This window comes from Sulfitobacter noctilucae, assembly GCF_000622365.1.
GTDB lineage: Bacteria > Pseudomonadota > Alphaproteobacteria > Rhodobacterales > Rhodobacteraceae > Sulfitobacter > Sulfitobacter noctilucae.
In genome coordinates this window covers 759,080-778,448 of sequence record NZ_JASC01000014.1, presented here as the reverse complement: position 1 = coordinate 778,448, position 19,369 = coordinate 759,080, and the positions used below count along the sequence as shown (strand labels likewise).

17 protein-coding genes are annotated in these 19,369 nt (G+C 58.9%); 9 read left to right on the top strand and 8 right to left on the bottom strand.

What is annotated here, in order from left to right:
- Nucleotides 1-9: 9 nt before the first annotated feature.
- From lpdA to Z945_RS0113890, 5 genes are all read right to left on the bottom strand, one after another.
- A complete protein-coding gene (lpdA, locus tag Z945_RS0113910; protein WP_025052715.1) occupies nt 10-1,404 on the bottom strand; it encodes a dihydrolipoyl dehydrogenase in 1,395 nt (464 codons plus the stop codon).
- Nucleotides 1,405-1,523: 119 nt separating this feature from the next.
- Nucleotides 1,524-2,111, bottom strand: a complete 588-nt coding sequence (locus Z945_RS0113905) for a DUF924 family protein (protein WP_025052714.1) — start codon at nt 2,109-2,111, stop codon at nt 1,524-1,526.
- 88 nt (nt 2,112-2,199) lie between these two features.
- Entirely contained in the window at nt 2,200-3,489 is a 1,290-nt protein-coding gene (locus tag Z945_RS0113900) for an MFS transporter (protein ID WP_025052713.1), read from the bottom strand.
- Nucleotides 3,490-3,569: 80 nt separating this feature from the next.
- Nucleotides 3,570-4,634: a tRNA preQ1(34) S-adenosylmethionine ribosyltransferase-isomerase QueA gene (gene queA, locus Z945_RS0113895; protein ID WP_025052712.1), complete on the bottom strand. Its 1,065-nt coding sequence runs from the start codon at nt 4,632-4,634 to the stop codon at nt 3,570-3,572.
- A gap of 9 nt (nt 4,635-4,643) precedes the next feature.
- Nucleotides 4,644-8,027, bottom strand: a complete 3,384-nt coding sequence (locus tag Z945_RS0113890; protein WP_161634098.1) for a YhdP family protein — start codon at nt 8,025-8,027, stop codon at nt 4,644-4,646.
- A 93-nt stretch (nt 8,028-8,120) separates the two neighbouring features.
- On the opposite strand from Z945_RS0113890, the gene Z945_RS0113885 reads away from it, so the two are divergent.
- The 4 genes from Z945_RS0113885 (at nt 8,121) to Z945_RS0113870 (ending at nt 11,424) form a co-directional block, all read left to right on the top strand.
- Nucleotides 8,121-8,582 carry a peroxiredoxin gene (locus Z945_RS0113885; RefSeq protein WP_025052710.1) on the top strand — a complete coding sequence of 154 codons (462 nt, stop codon included), beginning with the start codon at nt 8,121-8,123 and terminating at the stop codon, nt 8,580-8,582.
- The gene (locus Z945_RS0113880; RefSeq protein WP_025052709.1) at nt 8,579-9,382 is read left to right on the top strand and encodes a ferritin-like domain-containing protein; all 804 of its coding nucleotides are present in this window, start codon (nt 8,579-8,581) and stop codon (nt 9,380-9,382) included. The genes Z945_RS0113885 and Z945_RS0113880 overlap by 4 nt, the downstream gene beginning before the upstream one ends.
- Before the next feature lie 205 nt (nt 9,383-9,587).
- A complete protein-coding gene (locus Z945_RS0113875) occupies nt 9,588-10,916 on the top strand; it encodes a M23 family metallopeptidase (protein WP_025052708.1) in 1,329 nt (442 codons plus the stop codon).
- Nucleotides 10,906-11,424 (top strand): bactofilin family protein, encoded by a 519-nt coding sequence (locus Z945_RS0113870; protein WP_025052707.1) that lies wholly within the window; start codon nt 10,906-10,908, stop codon nt 11,422-11,424. The genes Z945_RS0113875 and Z945_RS0113870 overlap by 11 nt, the downstream gene beginning before the upstream one ends.
- A 156-nt stretch (nt 11,425-11,580) precedes the next feature.
- Here the strand turns inward: Z945_RS0113870 and Z945_RS0113865 are convergent, their stop codons facing one another.
- Together Z945_RS0113865 and Z945_RS0113860 are read right to left on the bottom strand one after the other, a co-directional pair.
- Complete coding sequence (locus tag Z945_RS0113865) at nt 11,581-12,138, bottom strand: peptidylprolyl isomerase (RefSeq protein ID WP_025052706.1); 558 nt, start codon at nt 12,136-12,138, stop codon at nt 11,581-11,583.
- Nucleotides 12,131-12,637 carry a peptidylprolyl isomerase gene (locus Z945_RS0113860; protein ID WP_025052705.1) on the bottom strand — a complete coding sequence of 169 codons (507 nt, stop codon included), beginning with the start codon at nt 12,635-12,637 and terminating at the stop codon, nt 12,131-12,133. The genes Z945_RS0113865 and Z945_RS0113860 overlap by 8 nt, the downstream gene beginning before the upstream one ends.
- 123 nt (nt 12,638-12,760) lie before the next feature.
- Here Z945_RS0113860 and Z945_RS0113855 point away from each other — a divergent pair, with 123 nt between their 5' ends.
- The 5 genes from Z945_RS0113855 to Z945_RS0113835 all read left to right on the top strand — a co-directional run bounded on the left by Z945_RS0113855 (nt 12,761) and on the right by Z945_RS0113835 (nt 18,419).
- A complete protein-coding gene (locus tag Z945_RS0113855) occupies nt 12,761-13,963 on the top strand; it encodes a phosphoglycerate kinase (protein ID WP_025052704.1) in 1,203 nt (400 codons plus the stop codon).
- 120 nt (nt 13,964-14,083) lie between these two features.
- Complete coding sequence (locus Z945_RS0113850) at nt 14,084-14,377, top strand: FtsB family cell division protein (protein ID WP_025052703.1); 294 nt, start codon at nt 14,084-14,086, stop codon at nt 14,375-14,377.
- Nucleotides 14,378-14,678: 301 nt separating this feature from the next.
- On the top strand, nt 14,679-15,689 hold the full coding sequence (pdhA, locus tag Z945_RS0113845; protein WP_025052702.1) for a pyruvate dehydrogenase (acetyl-transferring) E1 component subunit alpha: 1,011 nt from the start codon (nt 14,679-14,681) through the stop codon (nt 15,687-15,689).
- Between the two features lie 3 nt (nt 15,690-15,692).
- Nucleotides 15,693-17,066 (top strand): pyruvate dehydrogenase complex E1 component subunit beta, encoded by a 1,374-nt coding sequence (locus Z945_RS0113840; RefSeq protein WP_025052701.1) that lies wholly within the window; start codon nt 15,693-15,695, stop codon nt 17,064-17,066.
- A gap of 12 nt (nt 17,067-17,078) precedes the next feature.
- Nucleotides 17,079-18,419: a pyruvate dehydrogenase complex dihydrolipoamide acetyltransferase gene (locus Z945_RS0113835; RefSeq protein ID WP_025052700.1), complete on the top strand. Its 1,341-nt coding sequence runs from the start codon at nt 17,079-17,081 to the stop codon at nt 18,417-18,419.
- A 66-nt stretch (nt 18,420-18,485) separates the two neighbouring features.
- Here the strand turns inward: Z945_RS0113835 and cysE are convergent, their stop codons facing one another.
- Nucleotides 18,486-19,301, bottom strand: coding sequence for a serine O-acetyltransferase (cysE, locus tag Z945_RS0113830; RefSeq protein ID WP_025052699.1), 816 nt, complete (start codon nt 19,299-19,301; stop codon nt 18,486-18,488).
- Nucleotides 19,302-19,369 lie beyond the last annotated feature (68 nt).

The following is a 19,369-nucleotide window of genomic DNA, read 5'->3' as shown; positions in this document are numbered from 1 at the left end:
AACGGGACCTCACATATGGATGACGCGGTCGTAAGCATCCAGCACGCTTTCGTGCATCATTTCAGACAGGGTCGGATGCGGGAAGACGGTGTTCATCAGGTCTTCTTCCGTGGTTTCCAACTGGCGGCCCACGACGTAGCCCTGGATCAACTCGGTCACTTCCGCGCCCACCATATGCGCACCCAGCAATTCGCCGGTCTTCGCATCAAAGATGGTTTTAATCATGCCGCTCTCCTCGCCCAAGGCGATCGCTTTGCCGTTGCCGATGAAAGGGAAGCGCCCGACCTTGATGTCAAAGCCCAATTCCTTGGCCTTTGCCTCGGTATACCCCACGCTCGCCACTTGCGGATGACAATAAGTACAACCCGCGATGCTTTCGGGCTTGACCGGGTGCGCGTGTTTGCCCGCGATCAGGTCGGCGACCATAACACCCTCGTGGCTGGCTTTATGTGCCAACCATGGCGCGCCCGCGATATCCCCGATGGCATACAGGCCTTCAACCCCAGTGCGGCAACATTCGTCGGTCACAACGTGCGTGCGGTCAATCTTGACGCCCAGCTCTTCCAACCCGAGGTTTTCGACATTGCCAACGATGCCCACGGCGCTGATGACCGTATCAAATTCGTGCGTCTCGACCTTGCCACCCACTTCGATATGCGCCGTGACCTTGTCCTTGGCGCGGTCGAGCTTCTTGACCATCGCCTTTTGCATGATCTTCATGCCCTGCTTCTCGAACGCCTTCTTGGCGAAGGCCGAAATCTCGGCATCTTCTACTGGCAACACACGGTCCATGACTTCGACCACGGTCGTGTCGGCACCCAGAGTGTTGTAGAAGCTCGCAAACTCGATCCCGATGGCACCAGATCCGATGACCAACAGCTTTTTCGGCATATGCACTGGCTCCAATGCGTGGCGGTAGGTCCAGACCAGCTTGCCATCCGCTTCAAGCCCCGGGAGTTCCCGTGCGCGTGCCCCGGTGGCCAGCACAATGTTTTTGGCGGTCAGTTCTTCAGTGCCTTTGTCGGTCTTGACGCTGACCTTGCCCTTGGCGCGCATTGTCGCCTCGCCCATCACCACGGTGATCTTGTTCTTTTTCATCAGATGGCCGATGCCGCCTGACAACTGACCCGCGACACGGCGGCTGCGCTTTACCACCGCATCCAAGTCATAGTCGATACCTTCAGCTTTCAGGCCGAATTCCTTGGCCCGGTGCATCAGATGAAAGACTTCGGAAGAGCGCAGCATCGCCTTTGTCGGGATGCAGCCCCAGTTGAGACAGATCCCGCCCAGATTTTCTCGCTCGACAATGGCGACCTTCATGCCCAATTGCGCGCCACGAATGGCCGCGACATAGCCGCCTGGCCCGGCCCCGATTACAATCAGATCAAAGGATTTTGCAGCCATGGTCAGCACCTCACGGGTTTGATGGTGAAATTAGTTTACCATTAAACCAACTGGGCAACCATCACAACCGCACTGTGCAGCGATGTCGTGCTTCGCAAACTTCGCACCGGAGGTAGGTATTAGGCAGCGGCGGCCTCTGCCTCAAGCCCGCGCACTGTACTGCCATAGCCCCCGTCCGACATATAGCTTTGCTCAAGCTGTGTTGAACTGCGTGCCAAAGCGGCGTTGCGGTAGGGAAAGCGGCCAAAGCGGCGGATGACTTCGCGGTGCGCCCGGGCATGCAGCAGGTTGCTCGCGCCTTCTTCGCCCATGCGACCACACATCAACCGCACGCAGCGGTCCTGGTCCATCAGGTTCTCGGAATGCATCATCGGCAGGTAGAAAAACTGCCGTACCGGCACGTCGATGCGCATATCCCAGCCCCGGTCCACCGCCGATTTTGCCGCAGCCAGCGCGATACGGTCACTGGCAAAAGCCTTTGCCTCACCCCGGAACATGTTGCGCGGGAATTGATCCATCAGAATGATATAGGCCAGCGCCCCGGACGGATAGGTAAGCCAGAGCGAGAATTTGCCCTCGCATGCCGCTTCCCACGTGCTGAGAAAGCGCGAACGGATAGTCTCATCCAGCGCATCATCAACCGCGTACCAGCCCTTCGGGCCAATCTCATCAATCCAGAATTCCAGAATCTCTTCGGGGCTCACCATGTCGTGTTCCTTCGCCACTGGTATAACCCCTCGACACTAGGAGGTTATTCCCGTTCAAAACCACTCACGAATTATATCAAAACCGTCATTATTGCGGGTTTGTCACAGTATTCTCGCTATCAAGCTCGGTTTCAGCGGCATTTTCCTGCTCAACGGCGTATTCCTGCGCATATTCGACCGCTGTGACTGTCGCGGTCGGATAGATCGCAACATAGGCCCCGGTCTCGTCAGATGGCACTGCAGCACGCTGTGTCGCGCGGTAGCCGGCGTAGACCATCAATAGGCCAAAGAGGATGGCGGTGTAGAGATAGAAGGCAGGCGGCCCAATTTGGGTGCCCATCAGCCAGCCCACGACAATCGGTCCCATCACTGCACCTAGCCCGTTGATAAAGATCAGCCCGCTTGAGGCGGCGGCCATGTCCTCGTGCTCCAGAAAGTCGTTCGTGTGGGCGATCAACAGCGAATACAGCGGGTTCAGCATCCCGCCCAGCAAGAAGGCCGAGACCAGCAGCCAGTTGAAGATATGGCCAAGGAACATGCCCAGCAGCGATGACAGAACCCCAACAGCACAGAGCGCGATAACAAGACGGCGGCGGTCCATCCGGTCCGACATCCAGCCGATCGGGTATTGCAACACAATGGCACCGACAAAGAAGGACGACACAAAGATCGAGATTTGCGCGACGCTCAGCCCGGCCTGCGCGCCATAGACCGAGGACATGCCGAACTGCGCGGCAAAGATGCCGCCCACGATGGCCATGCCCACCGCGCCCAGCGGGGAAAAGTCGATCAATGTGCGCAGGCTCATCGGTTTTGTGGTGTCGAATGCCGGTGTCGGGGTGATCGACAGCAAAATCGGCGTGACCGCCACGCTAACCAAAACCGACGGGATCACAAAAAGCACAAAGCCGGAAGGGTCCGCAGTAAGCAGCAGCGCCTGCGAGATCACGATCCCCAATGTCTGAACGATCATATAGAGCGACAAGGCCTGTCCGCGGTTGGTGTTATCGGCGGCATTGTTCAGCCAGCTTTCTGCGGTGACGTAGACCGCCGAAAAACAGAAACCGATCAGCACCCGACCAAAAGACCACACGATGATGTTGGGAAAGGTCGGATAGATGATCATGATGGCCGAGATCAGCGACGCCAGTGCCGCAAAGACTCTGACATGGCCCACGCGGCGGATCATTCCGGGTGCCATACGCGACCCGCCCAAGAACCCGACAAAATAGGCCGACATCACGATCGACATCTCGAAGGTCGAGAAATTCTCGATCGCGCCCCGGATGCCTAGCAATGTGCCCTGCATACCATTGCCAATCATCAAAAGCCCCATGCCCAAAAGCAGCGCCCATGCGCTGGAAAGTACCTGGATCATCGTAAGGTTCCTTGCATTGTTAGTGCGCCCCTGCACGCTTTGGCGCAGAGTGGCAAGCCCGTCCGCGACACGCCGTGCCACTATTCCGGAATTTGGCCGTTTGGGATTAATAAAGAGGCGTCACCATAAGAGAAAAACCGGTAGTTCTCTGCGATGGCGTGGGCATAGATCTTCTTAATTGTATTGGTGCCCATCAAGGCGGACACCAGCATCATCAAGGTTGATTTGGGCAAGTGGAAGTTGGTCATCAGCGCATCCGCCGCGTTGAACGTAAAGCCGGGGGTGATGAAAATATCCGTGTTGCCTTCCCAGGCTTGGATCGAGCCATCTTTGGCAGCGGTTTCGATCAGCCTGAGGGCGGTTGTTCCTACCGGGATCACCCGCCCGCCTGCCGCTTTGGTTGCGGCAATTTCCTGTGCTGCCGTGGCGCTGACCTGCCCCCATTCGGCGTGCATCTTGTGATCCGCGATGTCGTCCACCTTGACCGGCAGAAAGGTGCCCGCGCCCACATGAAGCGTCACATATGAAAATGTTACACCGCGAGTTCTAAGTGCCGCCAACAGCGCGTCATCGAAATGCAGCGATGCCGTAGGGGCGGCAACGGCGCCTGCGTTTTTGGCCCAGACGGTTTGGTAATCGGTGAAATCCTGCGCATCCGCCGGGCGTTTTGCCGCAATATACGGTGGCAGGGGCATGGCACCGGCCGCGTGCAGCGCCGCATCGAAGTCATCACCTGTGCAGTTGAACCGCAAATGGGCCTGCCCCTCTGAGGCACCCTCCATCGTGGCGTTGAGGTCGTCGCTGAAAACAACAATTTCGCCGGACGCGAGTTTGCGCAAGGGTTTCACCAGCGCCGCCCATGTTCCGTCGCCGCGCGGTTCCAGAAGTGTGACTTCGATCTTGGCGCTGACCCTGCCCTGTGCGCTATCGCGGGTACGATGGCCGGTCAGGCGAGCCGGAATGACGCGGGTGTCGTTCAGCACCAACCGGTCACCCGGACGCAGCCAATCGGTCAGATCCGTGACCCGGGCATCGGTGATCTGCGCCCCATCGGCCACCAGCATACGTGCCGAAGAGCGTGGCACGGCGGGCCGTGTCGCGATGCGGTCTTCAGGCAGATCAAAATCGAAGTCCGAGAGTTTCATATCCGCGCCTTAGCGCCCCACATTGCTGTCGGCAACCGGTCTTTTGGGCGGGCGTGCGGCTTGAGGCAAAGTGCTTTCTGTGATGCCATCCACGGGCGGCAGATCGGGCGGCGGGCTGCGGAATATCTCGCGGAACATCGCAGGCGTCAGCGCGGAAAGCGGATTAACCGAAACGCGGGGTTCTTTGGCGGGCCCGGAAAGCGCGTAGTTGAACCCGATCAGACCTTCGCCCTTGCGGGTGAAAAGAGATCCGATCCCATTCAGCAGATAGACCGGGCTGATCACACCCTGCATCGCGATGGTCCCTTGATCGAGCGCGTAGGTGCCATCCATCGACAGCCCCATAGAGGCCCCCACGGCGCTGCCCTCTGTCAGGGTCAAACGATTTGGCGTCAGGCGAAAGCTGGCTTCTACATCATCGAAATAGATGCCGTCTCCATTCAATTCATTGACCAGTCCGACGACAGATACGGCGTTGAGCAGCGCCGCGATAGCGGGTGCGTCCTTGATCCTGACATCGCCGACCTCCAACCGCCCGTCAAAAGCACCGCCCGACCCGACAGGTAAAAGCACAAGCGACAGGTCTCCGCCAACGACCTGTTTGACCAACCCGGCCGCCCGCAGCACCGCCCCTGCGTCACCGGAGACAAGACGCACCGCGCTGCGTCCACCCTGTGGCAAGACACGCCCCTGCACAGGGGCGGCACCGTTCAGTTGCGCCTTAAAGCTGCCGTCGAGACCCGCCTTGGTATCAAACCGCCCTTGCAGGCCGGTCAATGCGATCGTGTCGGTGATGCGCAGGCTGTCCAGCCGCACGTCCATTGCCGGTGCAGCCGGATTTGGATCAGATGCCCCGAACTCTGCCCGTCGCAGGTCAAGCGTACCGCCGCGCAGGGCAAGTTGTAGCGGGCGGCCCGCTCCCCGGCCCAGCAGGTCAACTGGCACATCAAGCCAGTCACCCACGCGCAGCCGGTCGAACCGCACCCGTTCCAGCGATTTGTCGGCGTTAAAGCTGACATCTCCCTGAGCCTCCAATCCGGGTGCTGTCAGCGCCAACCGGTCCACCACCGGCACCGGCGACAGGGTCATGCCCAGATCAAGCCGCCCTGCCCGGTTTGCTGCCTTCGACCACGAGACCGCGGGGACGGCCACCCGCAGCCCCACCAAATCAGAGGTAAGAGACAATTCAGGGGCGCGGCCTTTTGCCAATGTGACCAGAACATCGGCAGTTGCCCGCCCTGAGACAGAGCCGGGCGGCAGGGCCACATTGAAAGCGGTGAGGGTTTTTGGCGTTAGCGCCACCTGCGCTGTCAGTTTGGCTGGTCCTGCGCCCACGCCGATGGGCTGGCGATAGTCTGCCTCGAAGGGCACACCATCCAATGTGCCGGGGCCCGTGATGCGCAGGGACCTGTTATCGACTGAGATGTCCAGCCGATCCGCATTGATCTCGCGCCCTTTGACCAGTTGGTCGCTGCGCAGGTTCACCAACTCGCCGGTCACAAAATAGTCGACCTGTGGTTTCTGACCGGGCCGCAGGGGCAAAGCCAGTGTGCCTTCCAGAAGGGCTTCGCCGTCGGCCAGAGCGACAGGTTGTTTGACCTTGTCCATGACCGACAGCGGCGGCAGGTTCAGCAGTGACAGTGCCGCCGTGATGCTGGAGCGGGTGCGCAGGCGCACGACCGAAGGGGTGCCTTCCGTCGCCGTCACATCGGGAATGATGAAAGACGAACCGGTCACGGTGATATCGCCGCCGGTGGGCGGGCTCAGTTTGCCGGTATCAAGCGCGATCACCAGGCGGTTTTCTGACAGGCTGAAATGGCCACGCCCGTCGGTGACAGGCGGCAGGTTTCGGGCAAACTTGACGTCTGTCTCGGCGAAATCGAAGGCCAGATAGGTCTGCGGAGCAGCATCGGGGCTCCGGCGCAGGGCCAGGTCGATGTTGCGGATCCGCCCAGCCTGAAGATTGGCAGCCAACCATGCCCGTGTGCGCGGCACCGCGCGTTCCGGCCACAGGGTCATCAGGCGGGAGCGATCAAGCGCATCCATGCGTCCGTCCAGTGACACGCGCCAACCTTCGGGGTCCGCGCCGATGGCACCTGACACCAGCAGGGTCTTGTCCAAATCAGTGATCTGGGCATTCCCGAGCGTCACACGAAAGGGATCAAGTTCGAGCCGGAAATCAAGGTTCGCGCCCGCCATTTGCACAGGCGCATCGTAAAGCCCAGCAGGGTTGGCAGAGAGGTCCGTCAGTCTGATCTGGCCGACCAGATCGGTCAATTTGCCGCCCTGCGCATCCACACCCAGCACAGCTGTGCCCGTCGCCTGTCCGGTGATCCATTTGCTGCGCACCGAAAGCTCGTCGAATGTCAGCAACTTGGCGGCAGGGTCATAGCTGAAATAGCTGCGGGCCTGATCAAAGGGGATAGGTGGCGTACCATCGTTGGGCCGCACGGCACCTGCCGCAATCTGCAAGGTGGCAGCGACCGGCGCAAAGCTACCATCGGCGTTCAAACCGCCGCGCACATTTCCCGCAATCGGTGCCTGCAGCACGCCGAGCCATGCAAAGGCCGGCCCCTGCGCCGCGATATCCTGCGCGGCAAACCCGTCGAGAGCGGCACCGAACTCGGCGGATGTTTCACCAATCTGACTGCTATAGTTAGCGGCAAGCGTCGCAACGCCGACGCCACCGTCCAGCACAGCCAGATCGGCGGTCACGTCGACCCGCCCGGCATCGCGGGTCAGAACCAGCCGCCCGCCATCGACCGTCCAAACCCGCCCCGAAGATTCGTCTTCATAGCGCAGCGTAAGGGCCCTGATCTCGGCTGTGGTCAGCGTGGAAAGCGTGTCGGTTTGCAGGGCCGCATCCATCTGGGTGATAATTTCGGGCAAACTGGCCCCGCCACCGCGCAGGTCGTCCAGTCCGGTTTGCAGCGCAAAGCTGCCATCAGCCTTGCGACGCAAGACTGCGGTAATGCCGGACAAGGACATGTGGCTGGGCTGTACCTGCCCCCGCATCAAGGGCGCATTGGCAAACGTCGCCTTGAACTCGTTGACGCGCAAAAGGGCAGCGCCAGCCGCTGTATCCACGTTGACATCGCGCAGCCGGATGCGCGGTCGCCAGCCCTCCTCCATCACAAAAGCCATCTCGCCAAAGGACACCCGCGCCAGCGGCAATTCCTTTGCAATGCGGGCCTCGATCCGGGTCTGGACCCAGCCCGGCGCGGTCACAGCGTAATTCTTGAGATAAAACACAAGCCCACCCAGCAGCAGAACCGCAACTGTGACCGCCCCCAATCCAAGGTTCAGCAGCCACATCACCCCGAGGCTGACGTGATGCGCCTTGGATTTCGGCACCTTCTGTTTTTTGGATTTCAGCGGTTTGGCCTTGCTCATGTCCATCCGGTTTCGCTTCTGGCTTGGCACGCGCCAATACGACACTACTATGTCAGCCCTGACACCAGCTTCCAAGTGAAAGAGATGTGATACATGCCCGAGGTTTCCGACACCGCACCCGATTTTACCCTGCCTGTCACCGGCGGCGGTGATGTAACGCTAAGCGCCCTGAAAGGCACGCCCGTGGTGCTGTTTTTCTATCCGCGTGACGACACGCCGGGCTGCACGAAAGAGAGCATCGGCTTTTCCGGTGCTTTGGCCGAATTCGAGGCGGCGGGTGCGAAGGTATTTGGCATATCCCGCGACACGATGGCCAAACACGATAAATTCACGGCCAAGCATGATCTGACCGTGCCGCTGTTGTCGGATGAAGAAGGCAGCGTGACGGAGGACTACGGCGTCTGGGTCGAAAAGAATATGTATGGCAAGAAGTCCATGGGGATCGAGCGGGCGACCTATCTGATCGCTGCGGATGGCACCATCGCGCAGGTCTGGCGCAAGGTTAAAGTGCCCGGCCATGTGGAAGAGGTACTAGAAGCGGCACGTGGGCTATGATCCCGCTTGCGCAAATGGCGGAAGCGGTGCTGCGCTGTGCGGACGGACGGGAAAAGACTGCCCTGTCGCGCCGCTATGCAGCCGAGTGGCAAGCGGCGCGCGCCGGGGGCGAAACGCCAGAGATCGGCTCTGCCGCGCCGCCGCTACACCCCGCACGCCCCGCAAAACCGGAGCTGCTGAGCCCGCGTGATGTGCCCAGTCGCAAGCCCGGCACGCCGGAAGGTCGCATCGCCCTTTTGCATGCTGTCGCGCATATCGAATTGAATGCGGTTGATCTGCATTGGGATGTTGTTGCACGGTTCACCGACACCCCGATGCCGATGGGATTCTATGATGACTGGGTCAAGGCTGCGGATGAAGAATCCAAACATTTCAACCTGATGGCTGATTGTCTTGAGGAACGCGGCAGTTACTACGGTGCCCTGCCAGCCCATGCCGGCATGTGGCGCGCTGCCGAAGATACGGTGGACGATCTGATGGGGCGATTGGCCGTGGTGCCAATGGTCCTTGAAGCCCGCGGGCTGGATGTGACACCAGGCATGATCAAGCTGTTCAAACAGGCCAAGCAAGACAGCGCGGTGAAAGCGCTTGAAACGATCTATGGGGAGGAAGTGGCCCATGTGGCCTACGGCAGCAAATGGTTCCACTTTCTGTGCGGCAGGCATGATCAAGACCCCAAAGAGCGGTTTCACGCGCTGGTGCGCCAGTACTTTCACGGGGCGTTGAAGCCGCCGTTCAATGAAGAGAAACGCGCCGAAGCGGGCATCCCGCCGGACTTCTACTGGCCCCTGACAGCCTGAGTTCCGCACAGGTTGTAGTGTGAAGCACGCAACCCAAGTCACTGGTATCGGCGGATTTTTGCCAGTTTGCATCATTCCGCTGATTTGACGTAGCGGCTTGGGTCAACAGACTTGCCCCACCTGCCCCCACTGGATAGACAGCCATCAATGAAAAATGGCGGCGGGGAAACCGTGGCTACGTTGGGACAGACCAAGGATCGACAACATGCGTACACGGCTCGGTATAAAAATCCATTCTATATTGGAGACTTACTTTCCCGAACGCCGTGTATTCCTGAAATCTGACAACGACACCCGCTTTATCCGTTTGCGCCCCGGCACCCAGTTGGTGGCTTTTGCAGGCAGCGCTCTTTTGGTTGCCTGGTCCATTATCGCCACTGCCGTGATCTTGATGGACAGCATCGGGTCCGGCAACTTTCGCGAACAAGCCAAACGCGACCAGCGCACCTATCAGGCCCGGTTGAACGATCTGTCCTCGCAGCGCGACATCCGCGCGTCCGAGGCGCTTGCGGCGCAGGAGCGGTTCAACGTCGCGCTCAAGCAGATTTCGATCATGCAATCCGAGCTGTTGCAGTCCGAGACACATCGCCGTGAGCTGGAAACCGGGATCGACGTTATTCAAAGCACGCTGCGCGAAACGATGCAGGACCGCGAGGCGGCACGTGACCAGCTGGCAAGCCTTGAAGGGTCGCTGGAAGAAGGCGGCGCTACTACCGTGCAGACCGCGGCAAACTCCGCACCGATTGATTTTCTGGCCCAAGCGCTTGAGCGGACCGCCAAGGAGCGCGACCAGGTTGTCGCCGAAGCACAAGAAGCGCTGTTGCAAGCAGACCGCATGACGCAGGAAATTGCTTTGATGCGGGATCAGAACGATACAATTTTCCGCCAGCTTGAAGAGGCGATGACCGTGTCTGTTGCGCCATTGGACAAGATGTTCCGCAGCGCTGGCATGCCGACCGACCGTATCCTTGAAACCGTACGCCGTGGCTATTCTGGTCAGGGCGGACCACTGGCACCGCTGTCCTTTACCACGCGTGGTGAAGCACCAAGCGCCGATACGCTGCGGGCCAACCGCCTGTTGAACCAGATGGACCGTTTGAACCTCTACCGCATCGCGGCACAGAAAGCGCCTTTTGCGAACCCTGTGAAATCTGCTTTCCGGTTCACCTCCAAGTTCGGCTTTCGTCGCGACCCAAAAACAGGTGGTCGCCGGATGCATTCTGGCGTCGATTTTGCCGCCGGTTTGGGCACACCGCTTTATGCCACAGCGGACGGTGTTGTGACCCATTCGGGCTGGCAGTCCGGATATGGTAGGTTGGTCAAAATACAGCATGAATTCGGCATCGAAACGCGATATGCGCACATGTCACGGCTGCGTGTAAAAGTCGGACAAAGGGTCTCGCGCGGTCAGCAAATTGGTGATATGGGAGCCTCTGGACGAGTAACCGGCGTTCACCTGCACTATGAAGTGCGTGTAGGTGGTAAGGCTGTAAACCCGATGATCTATATCAAGGCAGCAAACGATGTTTTCTAAAAGCAAAATCAACGATCCCGCACCCAGTAAGGACGGCGAAGCACGTGCCACGACGTCCACACCTTCGAGCTCTCCTGCGCCACAGACTGCCCAGCAGTCCAAACCGAGCGAGTTCAAAGCTTCCGCGCCGAAGGCCAAGCCGCCCGCCTCTTTGCTCTCTGCTGATCTGCATGTGACCGGTAATATGAAGACAACCGGCGATATTCAGGTTGAAGGCACTGTCGAGGGCGACATTCGTGCCCATCTGCTGACCATCGGCGAAACGGCGACCACCAAGGGTGAAGTGATCGCCGATGATGTCGTGATCAATGGCCGCATCGTAGGTCGTGTGCGTGGCTTGAAAGTGCGTCTGACCTCGACTGCGCGTGTTGAAGGCGACATCATCCACAAGACAATCGCGATCGAATCCGGCGCGCATTTCGAAGGCTCCGTACAGCGTCAGGACGATCCGCTGAACCCCGGTGCAAAGTCTTCGCCAGCGCCCAAAGCGAACCCTGCTGCCGAGTAAGAGCCGACAGCACGACGTTAATTAGGAAGGCACTGCACCGGATGGCGCAGTGCCTTTTTCTTTGCGCTACAGCCGCGTGCCACCTGCAGACAAGAGAAAAAGGGCGCGCCCCGCGGCACGCCCTTTTGGTTCTCGTCCGTCGGTTGGGGTTATCCCCTACTCCGTCACTGTGACCGAGGTCATCACGTCTGGCGCACCGATAACGGCACCGTTGCCGCCGGTTCCGCGCTTGATCGCGTCAACCACGTCCTGTCCTTCGGTCACACGTCCTACCACGGTGTACTGACCGTTCAGGGAAGCCGCCGGGCCGAACATGATAAAGAACTGGCTGTTGGCAGAATTCGGGTTCTGGCTGCGGGCCATGCCGACAACGCCTTGCTCGTAAGGAATGTCCGAGAACTCCGCTGCGAGGTCGGGAAGGTCGGAACCGCCCGTACCCGCGCGGCGCATATCGTCGCCCATTTTGCCGAACTGCACATCGCCGGTCTGAGCCATGAAACCATCGATTACCCGGTGGAACACGACGCCATCATAGGCCCCTTGCTCTGCCAAGGTTGTGATCTGTTCGACATGCGCAGGGGCGACATCTTCCAACAGGTCGATCTTGATTGTCCCGTTGGCTTCGCCTTCGACATTGATCTCAAGACCGGCTGCCAAAGCCTGCGTGCCGATAAGTGCCGCGAAAAGCGCGGTTGTCACTGATGTCTTAAACATCCGCGGCGACCTTAACGCTGATCATGCGATCCGGCTCGGCGGGTGGCTCGCCTTTTGCGATGGCATCGACATGTTCCATGCCTGATGTGACCTGACCGTAAACGGTATATTGGCCGTTCAGGAAATCATTATCTTTGAAGTTGATGAAGAACTGGCTGTTGGCCGAATCCGGATTGGCCGAGCGTGCCGCACCCAAGGAACCACGCGCATGGGGCACCTTGGAGAATTCGGCCGGCACATTGCCCAGATCGGAGCCGCCCGTGCCTGCCATACGCAGATTGAAGTCGCCTTCCATGTTGCCATGCTCCACATCGCCTGTCTGGGCCATGAAACCGTCGATCACGCGGTGGAAACAGACGTTGTCGTATTTACCTGCACGCGCGAGCTCTTTCATCCGGGCGGTATGCTTGGGGGCCACATCGGGCAGCAGTTCGATGGTCACAGTGCCACCCTTCAGCTCCATCAGGATCGTGTTTTCGGGGTCTTTGATCTCGGCCATGCCGTGCTCCTTTTAACTTATTTGCCTCTACCTAGGCCCGTTGACCCAGATTGCCAAGCATGTGCATTGACCAAGAGCGCCAGAAAGGCAAAACACCACCTACACAATTACGGGAGACGCGCGATGGGCTGGAAATCACTGGATGATATGGATCTTGCAGGCAAACGCGTGCTGGTCCGCGTGGACATCAATGTGCCTGTCGAAAATGGCCGCGTGACAGACGCGACGCGGATCGAACGGATTGTACCAACCGTACGCGACATCCTGCAGAAAGGCGGCAAGCCGATGCTGATTGCCCATTTCGGGCGGCCCAAGGGCAAGGTGAACCTTGAGATGAGCCTTGGACAGGTGTTGCCTGCGCTGACTGCGGCGCTGGATTGCAATGTTGTGATGATCGAGACGCTGGAGGGGGCCGAGAACCTGACGCAAGAGGCCCTCGATGCCGATGTGCTGCTTTTGGAGAATATCCGGTTTTATCCGGGGGAAGAGGCGAATGATGCCGATTTTGCCCGCAGACTTGCAGCGCTTGGTGATATCTACTGTAACGATGCGTTTTCTGCCGCACACCGTGCGCATGCCTCAACCGAGGCCATAGCAAGGCTGATGCCCGCCTGCGCAGGGCGCCTGATGCAAGCGGAACTGCGCGCGCTTGAGGCCGCTTTGGCCAAACCCGAGCGGCCTGTCGGCGCCGTGGTGGGTGGTGCGAAGGTATCGACCAAGATCGCACTCCTTGAAAACCTCGTGACCCGGCTTGATCTTCTGGTGATCGGTGGCGGCATGGCGAATACCTTTCTGGGCGCGATGGGTGCCAAACTGGGTGCCTCGCTGCAAGAGCTGGATTATTACACAACGGCGCAGGACATTCTGGCTCAGGCAAACCGATCCGGCTGCCGCGTGATCCTGCCCGAAGACGGGCTGGTGGCGCGTGAATTTGCGGAAGGGGCCGCGCATGAGGTACAGCAATTGGGCCCGGATGCCCGACTGAAGGCCGACCAGATGGTGTTGGATGCAGGGCCGAAAAGCGTCGAAACCGTTCGCGCGGCCTTTCAAGGTTTGAAGACTCTGATCTGGAATGGCCCCCTTGGCGCGTTTGAAATCTCTCCCTTTGATACGGCCACCGTTGCGGCGGCGCAGATCGCCGCAGAGCGCACCCGCGACGGTGTGCTGACCTCTGTCGCAGGGGGCGGGGATACGGTAGCCGCGCTGAACAAAGCGGGCGCTGCCGATGACTTCACCTATATCTCCACCGCTGGCGGCGCATTTCTGGAATGGATGGAGGGCAAAACCTTGCCCGGCGTGGCTGCGCTTGAAGGGCGCCCTCTATAGGGCACTGACCGCCTCAATTCGATTAAAAACTACGGGTTCTGGGACGTAGGGGATTCACATCGCGAATCGCCTGTGTCATAGTTGTGTTACGTCCACCAAGAGACGATCGAGGCAGACCAGATGACCCGCACACCGCCCTTCGGCACATTGATCTTTTTCGCGATTGCTTTCGCGTTGAGCCTCTATTTCACTTTTGCCGCTGTGCAGGGTGACTTTGGCCTGTTCCGCCGGGCCGAGATCGTGGCGGAGAGCCAAGACCTTCGCAACCAGTTGGCACAGGTGCGGGCCGAGGTGGCCGAGATGGAAAACCTGACCAAACGCATGTCAGACGATTATCTTGATCTTGATCTGCTCGACGAACGTGCCCGCAGTGTGCTTGGCATGGTGCGCACGGATGAGATCGTCATTCGGTAAAGCTCTGAACGGTAACAGCAAAGTCGAGCTGCCAACTTGGACCGATCTCTGCCCCACGATCGTTCGTATTCGACGGTTGTTTTCAAATCAAAATGTCTAAGGCTTCTTGCGCTTTGTCGATACAACGCCTTCACTTAGAACGTTAGATCACACAAGGTTGTGGGAAGCGGCGGTCAAGCGCCGCCGGTACAAGGGCCAAGACAATCGCAAGCGTTTGCCCCCTACCAATCTTCGCGCGAATCCGGTAGGTATTAGTTTAACGCTAAACTATTTGTGCAATGCACTGAGGGAGGGACGCCACATGGCGGCGAAGAAATCCACCAAGAAGCCAAATGTGTCGGCAGATGAGCTGAAAGCCTACTACAAAGACATGCTGCTGATCCGGCGGTTCGAGGAGAAGGCAGGACAGCTTTATGGCATGGGTCTGATTGGCGGTTTCTGTCACCTTTACATCGGACAGGAAGCCGTTGTCGTCGGGCTCGAAGCCGCTGCGAAGGAAGGCGACAAGCGCATCACATCATACCGCGATCACGGTCACATGCTGGCCTGCGGCATGGACCCCAACGGGGTCATGGCCGAGCTGACGGGCCGCGAGGGTGGATACTCCAAGGGCAAGGGCGGCTCCATGCATATGTTCTCGAAAGAGAAGCATTTCTATGGCGGTCACGGCATTGTTGCGGCGCAGGTGCCGCTGGGTGCGGGCCTCGCGTTTGCTGATAAGTACAACGGCAACGACAATGTGACTTTCACTTATTTCGGCGATGGCGCGGCGAACCAGGGTCAGGTCTATGAGGCCTACAACATGGCAGAAATTTGGGACCTGCCCTGTATTTTTGTGATTGAGAACAACCAGTACGCCATGGGTACCTCGACCCAGCGTTCCACCCATTCGACCAGCTATTGGGAGCGCGGTGCGGCTTACGGCATCGAAGGCGAAGAAGTTGACGGCATGGATGTGCTGGCCGTCAAGGAAGCGGGCGAAAAGGCCGTGGCCCACTGTCGTGCGGGCAACGGTCCCTATATTCTGGAGATCAAAACATATCGCTATCGAGGGCATTCGATGTCGGACCCGGCCAAGTACCGGACCCGCGAGGAGGTGCAGAAGATGCGCGACGAGCGTGACCCGATCGAGGCTGTGCGCAACATGTTGCTGACCGGCAAACACGCGACTGAGGATGATCTGAAAGCCATCGACAAAGAGATCAAGAAGGTCGTCAACGACAGCGCCGAATTCGCCAAGGAAAGCCCCGAGCCGCATCTCGACGAATTGTGGACCGATATCTACGCAACCGAAGTTCCGCAGGAGGCTTGAACAATGGCTACTGAAATTCTCATGCCCGCCCTGAGCCCCACGATGGAAGAAGGCACGCTGGCCAAATGGCTGGTCAAGGAGGGCGATACCGTGTCCTCCGGTGACATCATGGCCGAGATTGAAACAGACAAGGCGACGATGGAGTTCGAAGCCGTGGACGAAGGTGTGATGGGCAAGATCCTGATCGCTGAAGGCACCGAAGGCGTCAAAGTAAACACCGCCATCGCGGTGCTGCTTGAAGAAGGCGAAAGTGCCGATGATATCGACACGGCCAAGTCGGAACCCGCCTCTGCCCCCGTCCCTGCCGACAAGGAGCAGTCGTCCGAGACAGCCCCCGCCGCCGGAATGAGCCATCCGGAGCCTGACGTAAGCCCCGATTGGCCCGAAGGGACAACTCTGAAGCAACAAACGGTCCGCGAGGCGTTGCGCGACGGGATGTCGGAAGAAATGCGCCGCGACGAAAGCGTGTTCTTGATGGGCGAAGAAGTGGCCGAGTATCAAGGAGCCTACAAGATCTCCCAAGGGATGCTGGATGAGTTCGGCCCCAAGCGGGTGATTGACACGCCGATCACCGAACACGGATTTGCCGGCATCGGTGTGGGTGCGGCTTTTGGCGGCTTGCGCCCTATCGTGGAATTCATGACCTTCAACTTCGCCATGCAGGCGATTGACCATATCATCAACTCTGCGGCCAAGACGCTTTATATGTCTGGGGGTCAGATGGGTGCGCCCATGGTATTCCGGGGTCCCAACGGTGCCGCCGCCCGCGTGGGCGCGCAGCATTCTCAGGACTACGCTGCATGGTACATGCAGATACCGGGTCTGAAGGTCGCAATGCCCTACTCCGCTTCTGACTATAAAGGCCTGATGAAAACAGCGATCCGCGATCCCAATCCGGTGATCTTCCTTGAGAATGAAATTCTCTATGGTCGCAGTTTCGATGTGCCGGAACTTGATGACTATACGGTGCCGTTTGGCAAGGCGCGCATTTGGCGCGAAGGCGATGATGTCACCATCGTCAGCTTCGGCATCGGGATGAGCTATGCCTTGCAAGCCGCAGAGAAGTTGGCCGAAGACGGGATCAACGCCGAAGTCATCGATCTGCGCACTTTGCGCCCGATGGACACACCCGCTTTCATCAAGTCGGTCAAAAAGACCAACCGTCTGATCACCGTCGAGGAAGGCTGGCCACAAGGGTCGGTAGGCAACTATATCTCAAGCGTGGTGATGCAGGAGGCGTTCGACTATCTGGACGCGCCGGTGATCAATATCACGGGCAAGGATGTGCCGATGCCCTATGCGGCGAACCTTGAAAAACACGCGCTGCTGACGGTCGATGAAGTGATCGAAGCTGTGAAAAAAGTCACCTACAAATAAGGAGCGGACAGAATGCCTACAGAAATCCTCATGCCCGCCCTCTCGCCCACGATGGAAGAAGGCACTTTGGCCAAATGGTTGGTCAAGGAAGGCGATACCGTCAGCTCCGGCGATGTGATGTGCGAGATCGAAACCGATAAGGCCACGATGGAGTTCGAGGCCGTGGACGAAGGTGTGATCGGCAAGATCCTCGTCGCCGAAGGGACCGAAGGCGTGAAAGTAAACGCTGCCATCGCCGTGCTGCTGGAAGAAGGCGAAAGCGCCGATGATATCGGAGAGACGGCTGAATCTGACGGTAAGGCCGAGGCACCCTCGAATGCGGCTCCGGCGGAAGCATCTGATCAGACCGCGCCAGCGTCGGGCTATGGACGCGGCGAAACAGATGCGACGCCGGCACCCGCTGCTCCGTCTGCCGCTGACGGGTCGCGGATCTTCGCCACCCCGCTCGCAAGGCGGATTGCAGCGGACAAGGGTCTTGATCTGTCACAGGTCAAGGGTTCAGGCCCGCATGGGCGTATTATCAAGGCTGACGTGGAAGGGCTGTCCAAGACGGACGCGCCAAAGAAAAGCGCTACTGCGGCGGCACCGGCCAGCGATGCGGCCAAGGCTGCTGCGCCAGCCGGTCCGGCAACAGACACCATTGTCAAGATGTACGAAGGCCGCGAGTACGAGGAAATCAAGCTCGACGGGATGCGCAAGACCATCGCTGCGCGCCTGACCGAAGCAAAACAGACCGTGCCCCATTTCTATCTGCGCCGCGATATTCAACTCGACGCGCTGATGGCTTTCCGTTCGCAGTTGAACAAACAGCTTGAGCCGCGTGGTGTGAAATTGTCGGTCAATGACTTCATCATCAAAGCCTGCGCCTTGGCGCTCCAACAGGTGCCCGATGCCAATTCTGTCTGGGCCGGAGACCGTACGTTGAAGCTCAAGCCATCGGATGTGGCCGTGGCTGTTGCCATTGAGGGCGGATTGTTCACGCCCGTACTGAAAGATGCGGAGATGAAATCGTTGTCGGCCCTCTCCGCCGAGATGAAAGACCTCGCCACCCGCGCACGTGATCGCAAGCTCGCGCCGCACGAGTATCAGGGCGGCAGCTTTGCCATCTCCAATCTGGGGATGTTCGGGATCGACAACTTTGATGCCGTGATCAATCCGCCGCACGGCGCCATCCTGGCGGTGGGTGCCGGGGTCAAAAAGCCAATCGTCGGCAAGGATGGCGAACTTTCTGTTGCAACCGTGATGTCCGTCACGCTTTCTGTCGATCACCGCGTGATTGATGGCGCAGTGGGGGCCGAATTGCTGAATGCGATCAAGGACAACCTTGAGGCACCGATGACGATGCTGGCGTAACCGCAGCATCCGAAAAACAAAAAGGCCGGAGGTTTTCTCCGGCCTTTTTGCTTTTACAACAGCGTTCTAGCCTTCGTCCCAAGGGCCCAACATGTGGTTCATCGAAATCGCAGGCTGCTCACAGCCCGCTTCGCCCACGATCCGCGCGGGTATTCCCGCGACAGTCTTGCACGGTGGTACGTCTTCCAGCACCACCGACCCTGCTGCGATCCGGCTGCAATGGCCGATCTTGATGTTGCCTAGCACCTTTGCCCCGGCACCAATCAAAACACCGTCTGCGATCTTGGGGTGACGGTCTTCTTCTTCCTTACCAGTGCCGCCCAATGTCACGGAATGAAGCATCGAGACATTATCGCCGACGATTGCGGTTTCGCCTATGACAATGGAGTGGGCGTGATCGATCATGATACCACGGCCGATACGTGCGCCCGGATGAATATCCACGCCAAAAATCTCGCTCACGCGCATCTGAATGAAATAGGCTAGATCACGATGCCCTTTCGACCAAAGATGATGTCCCACGCGATAGGCTTGTACGGCCTGAAATCCTTTGAAGTAAAGAATTGGCTGGGACAAACGATGGCATGCCGGATCGCGTTCGTAAATCGCCACCAAGTCGGCGCGCGCGGCCTCAACCAATCCCGGATCGTCGGCATAGGCTTCTTCGACAATCTCGCGCACCACGACCATCGACATCTCGTTTGATGCCAGTTTGGCTGCTATGCGGTAGGATAACGCTTTATCGATGGTCTTATGATGCAGGATACAAGCATGCACAAATCCGCCAATCAGCGGTTCATCTTGCGCGGCCTGCTGGGCTTCGGTCTGGATACGGTCCCAGACCGGATCGACGGCGGCAATATTCCTGCGCGGGTTGACCATAAGGGTATCCTTTGTCGCGTTCCTAGACAGCACTTAGTTTGTTCCTACCAAAGGCAAAGCGCGGGCGC

Coding starts and splice junctions, on each gene's coding strand:
- lpdA (WP_025052715.1), bottom strand. CDS start 1,404: ATGGCTGCAAAATCCTTTGATCTGATTGTAATCGGGGCCGGGCCAGGC.
- Z945_RS0113900 (WP_025052713.1), bottom strand. CDS start 3,489: ATGATCCAGGTACTTTCCAGCGCATGGGCGCTGCTTTTGGGCATGGGG.
- pdhA (WP_025052702.1), top strand. CDS start 14,679: ATGGCGGCGAAGAAATCCACCAAGAAGCCAAATGTGTCGGCAGATGAG.
- Z945_RS0113850 (WP_025052703.1), top strand. CDS start 14,084: ATGACCCGCACACCGCCCTTCGGCACATTGATCTTTTTCGCGATTGCT.
- cysE (WP_025052699.1), bottom strand. CDS start 19,301: ATGGTCAACCCGCGCAGGAATATTGCCGCCGTCGATCCGGTCTGGGAC.
- Z945_RS0113905 (WP_025052714.1), bottom strand. CDS start 2,111: ATGGTGAGCCCCGAAGAGATTCTGGAATTCTGGATTGATGAGATTGGC.
- Z945_RS0113870 (WP_025052707.1), top strand. CDS start 10,906: ATGTTTTCTAAAAGCAAAATCAACGATCCCGCACCCAGTAAGGACGGC.
- Z945_RS0113875 (WP_025052708.1), top strand. CDS start 9,588: ATGCGTACACGGCTCGGTATAAAAATCCATTCTATATTGGAGACTTAC.
- Z945_RS0113890 (WP_161634098.1), bottom strand. CDS start 8,027: ATGAGCAAGGCCAAACCGCTGAAATCCAAAAAACAGAAGGTGCCGAAA.
- Z945_RS0113860 (WP_025052705.1), bottom strand. CDS start 12,637: ATGGCCGAGATCAAAGACCCCGAAAACACGATCCTGATGGAGCTGAAG.
- Z945_RS0113885 (WP_025052710.1), top strand. CDS start 8,121: ATGCCCGAGGTTTCCGACACCGCACCCGATTTTACCCTGCCTGTCACC.
- Z945_RS0113835 (WP_025052700.1), top strand. CDS start 17,079: ATGCCTACAGAAATCCTCATGCCCGCCCTCTCGCCCACGATGGAAGAA.
- Z945_RS0113840 (WP_025052701.1), top strand. CDS start 15,693: ATGGCTACTGAAATTCTCATGCCCGCCCTGAGCCCCACGATGGAAGAA.
- Z945_RS0113865 (WP_025052706.1), bottom strand. CDS start 12,138: ATGTTTAAGACATCAGTGACAACCGCGCTTTTCGCGGCACTTATCGGC.
- Z945_RS0113855 (WP_025052704.1), top strand. CDS start 12,761: ATGGGCTGGAAATCACTGGATGATATGGATCTTGCAGGCAAACGCGTG.
- queA (WP_025052712.1), bottom strand. CDS start 4,634: ATGAAACTCTCGGACTTCGATTTTGATCTGCCTGAAGACCGCATCGCG.
- Z945_RS0113880 (WP_025052709.1), top strand. CDS start 8,579: ATGATCCCGCTTGCGCAAATGGCGGAAGCGGTGCTGCGCTGTGCGGAC.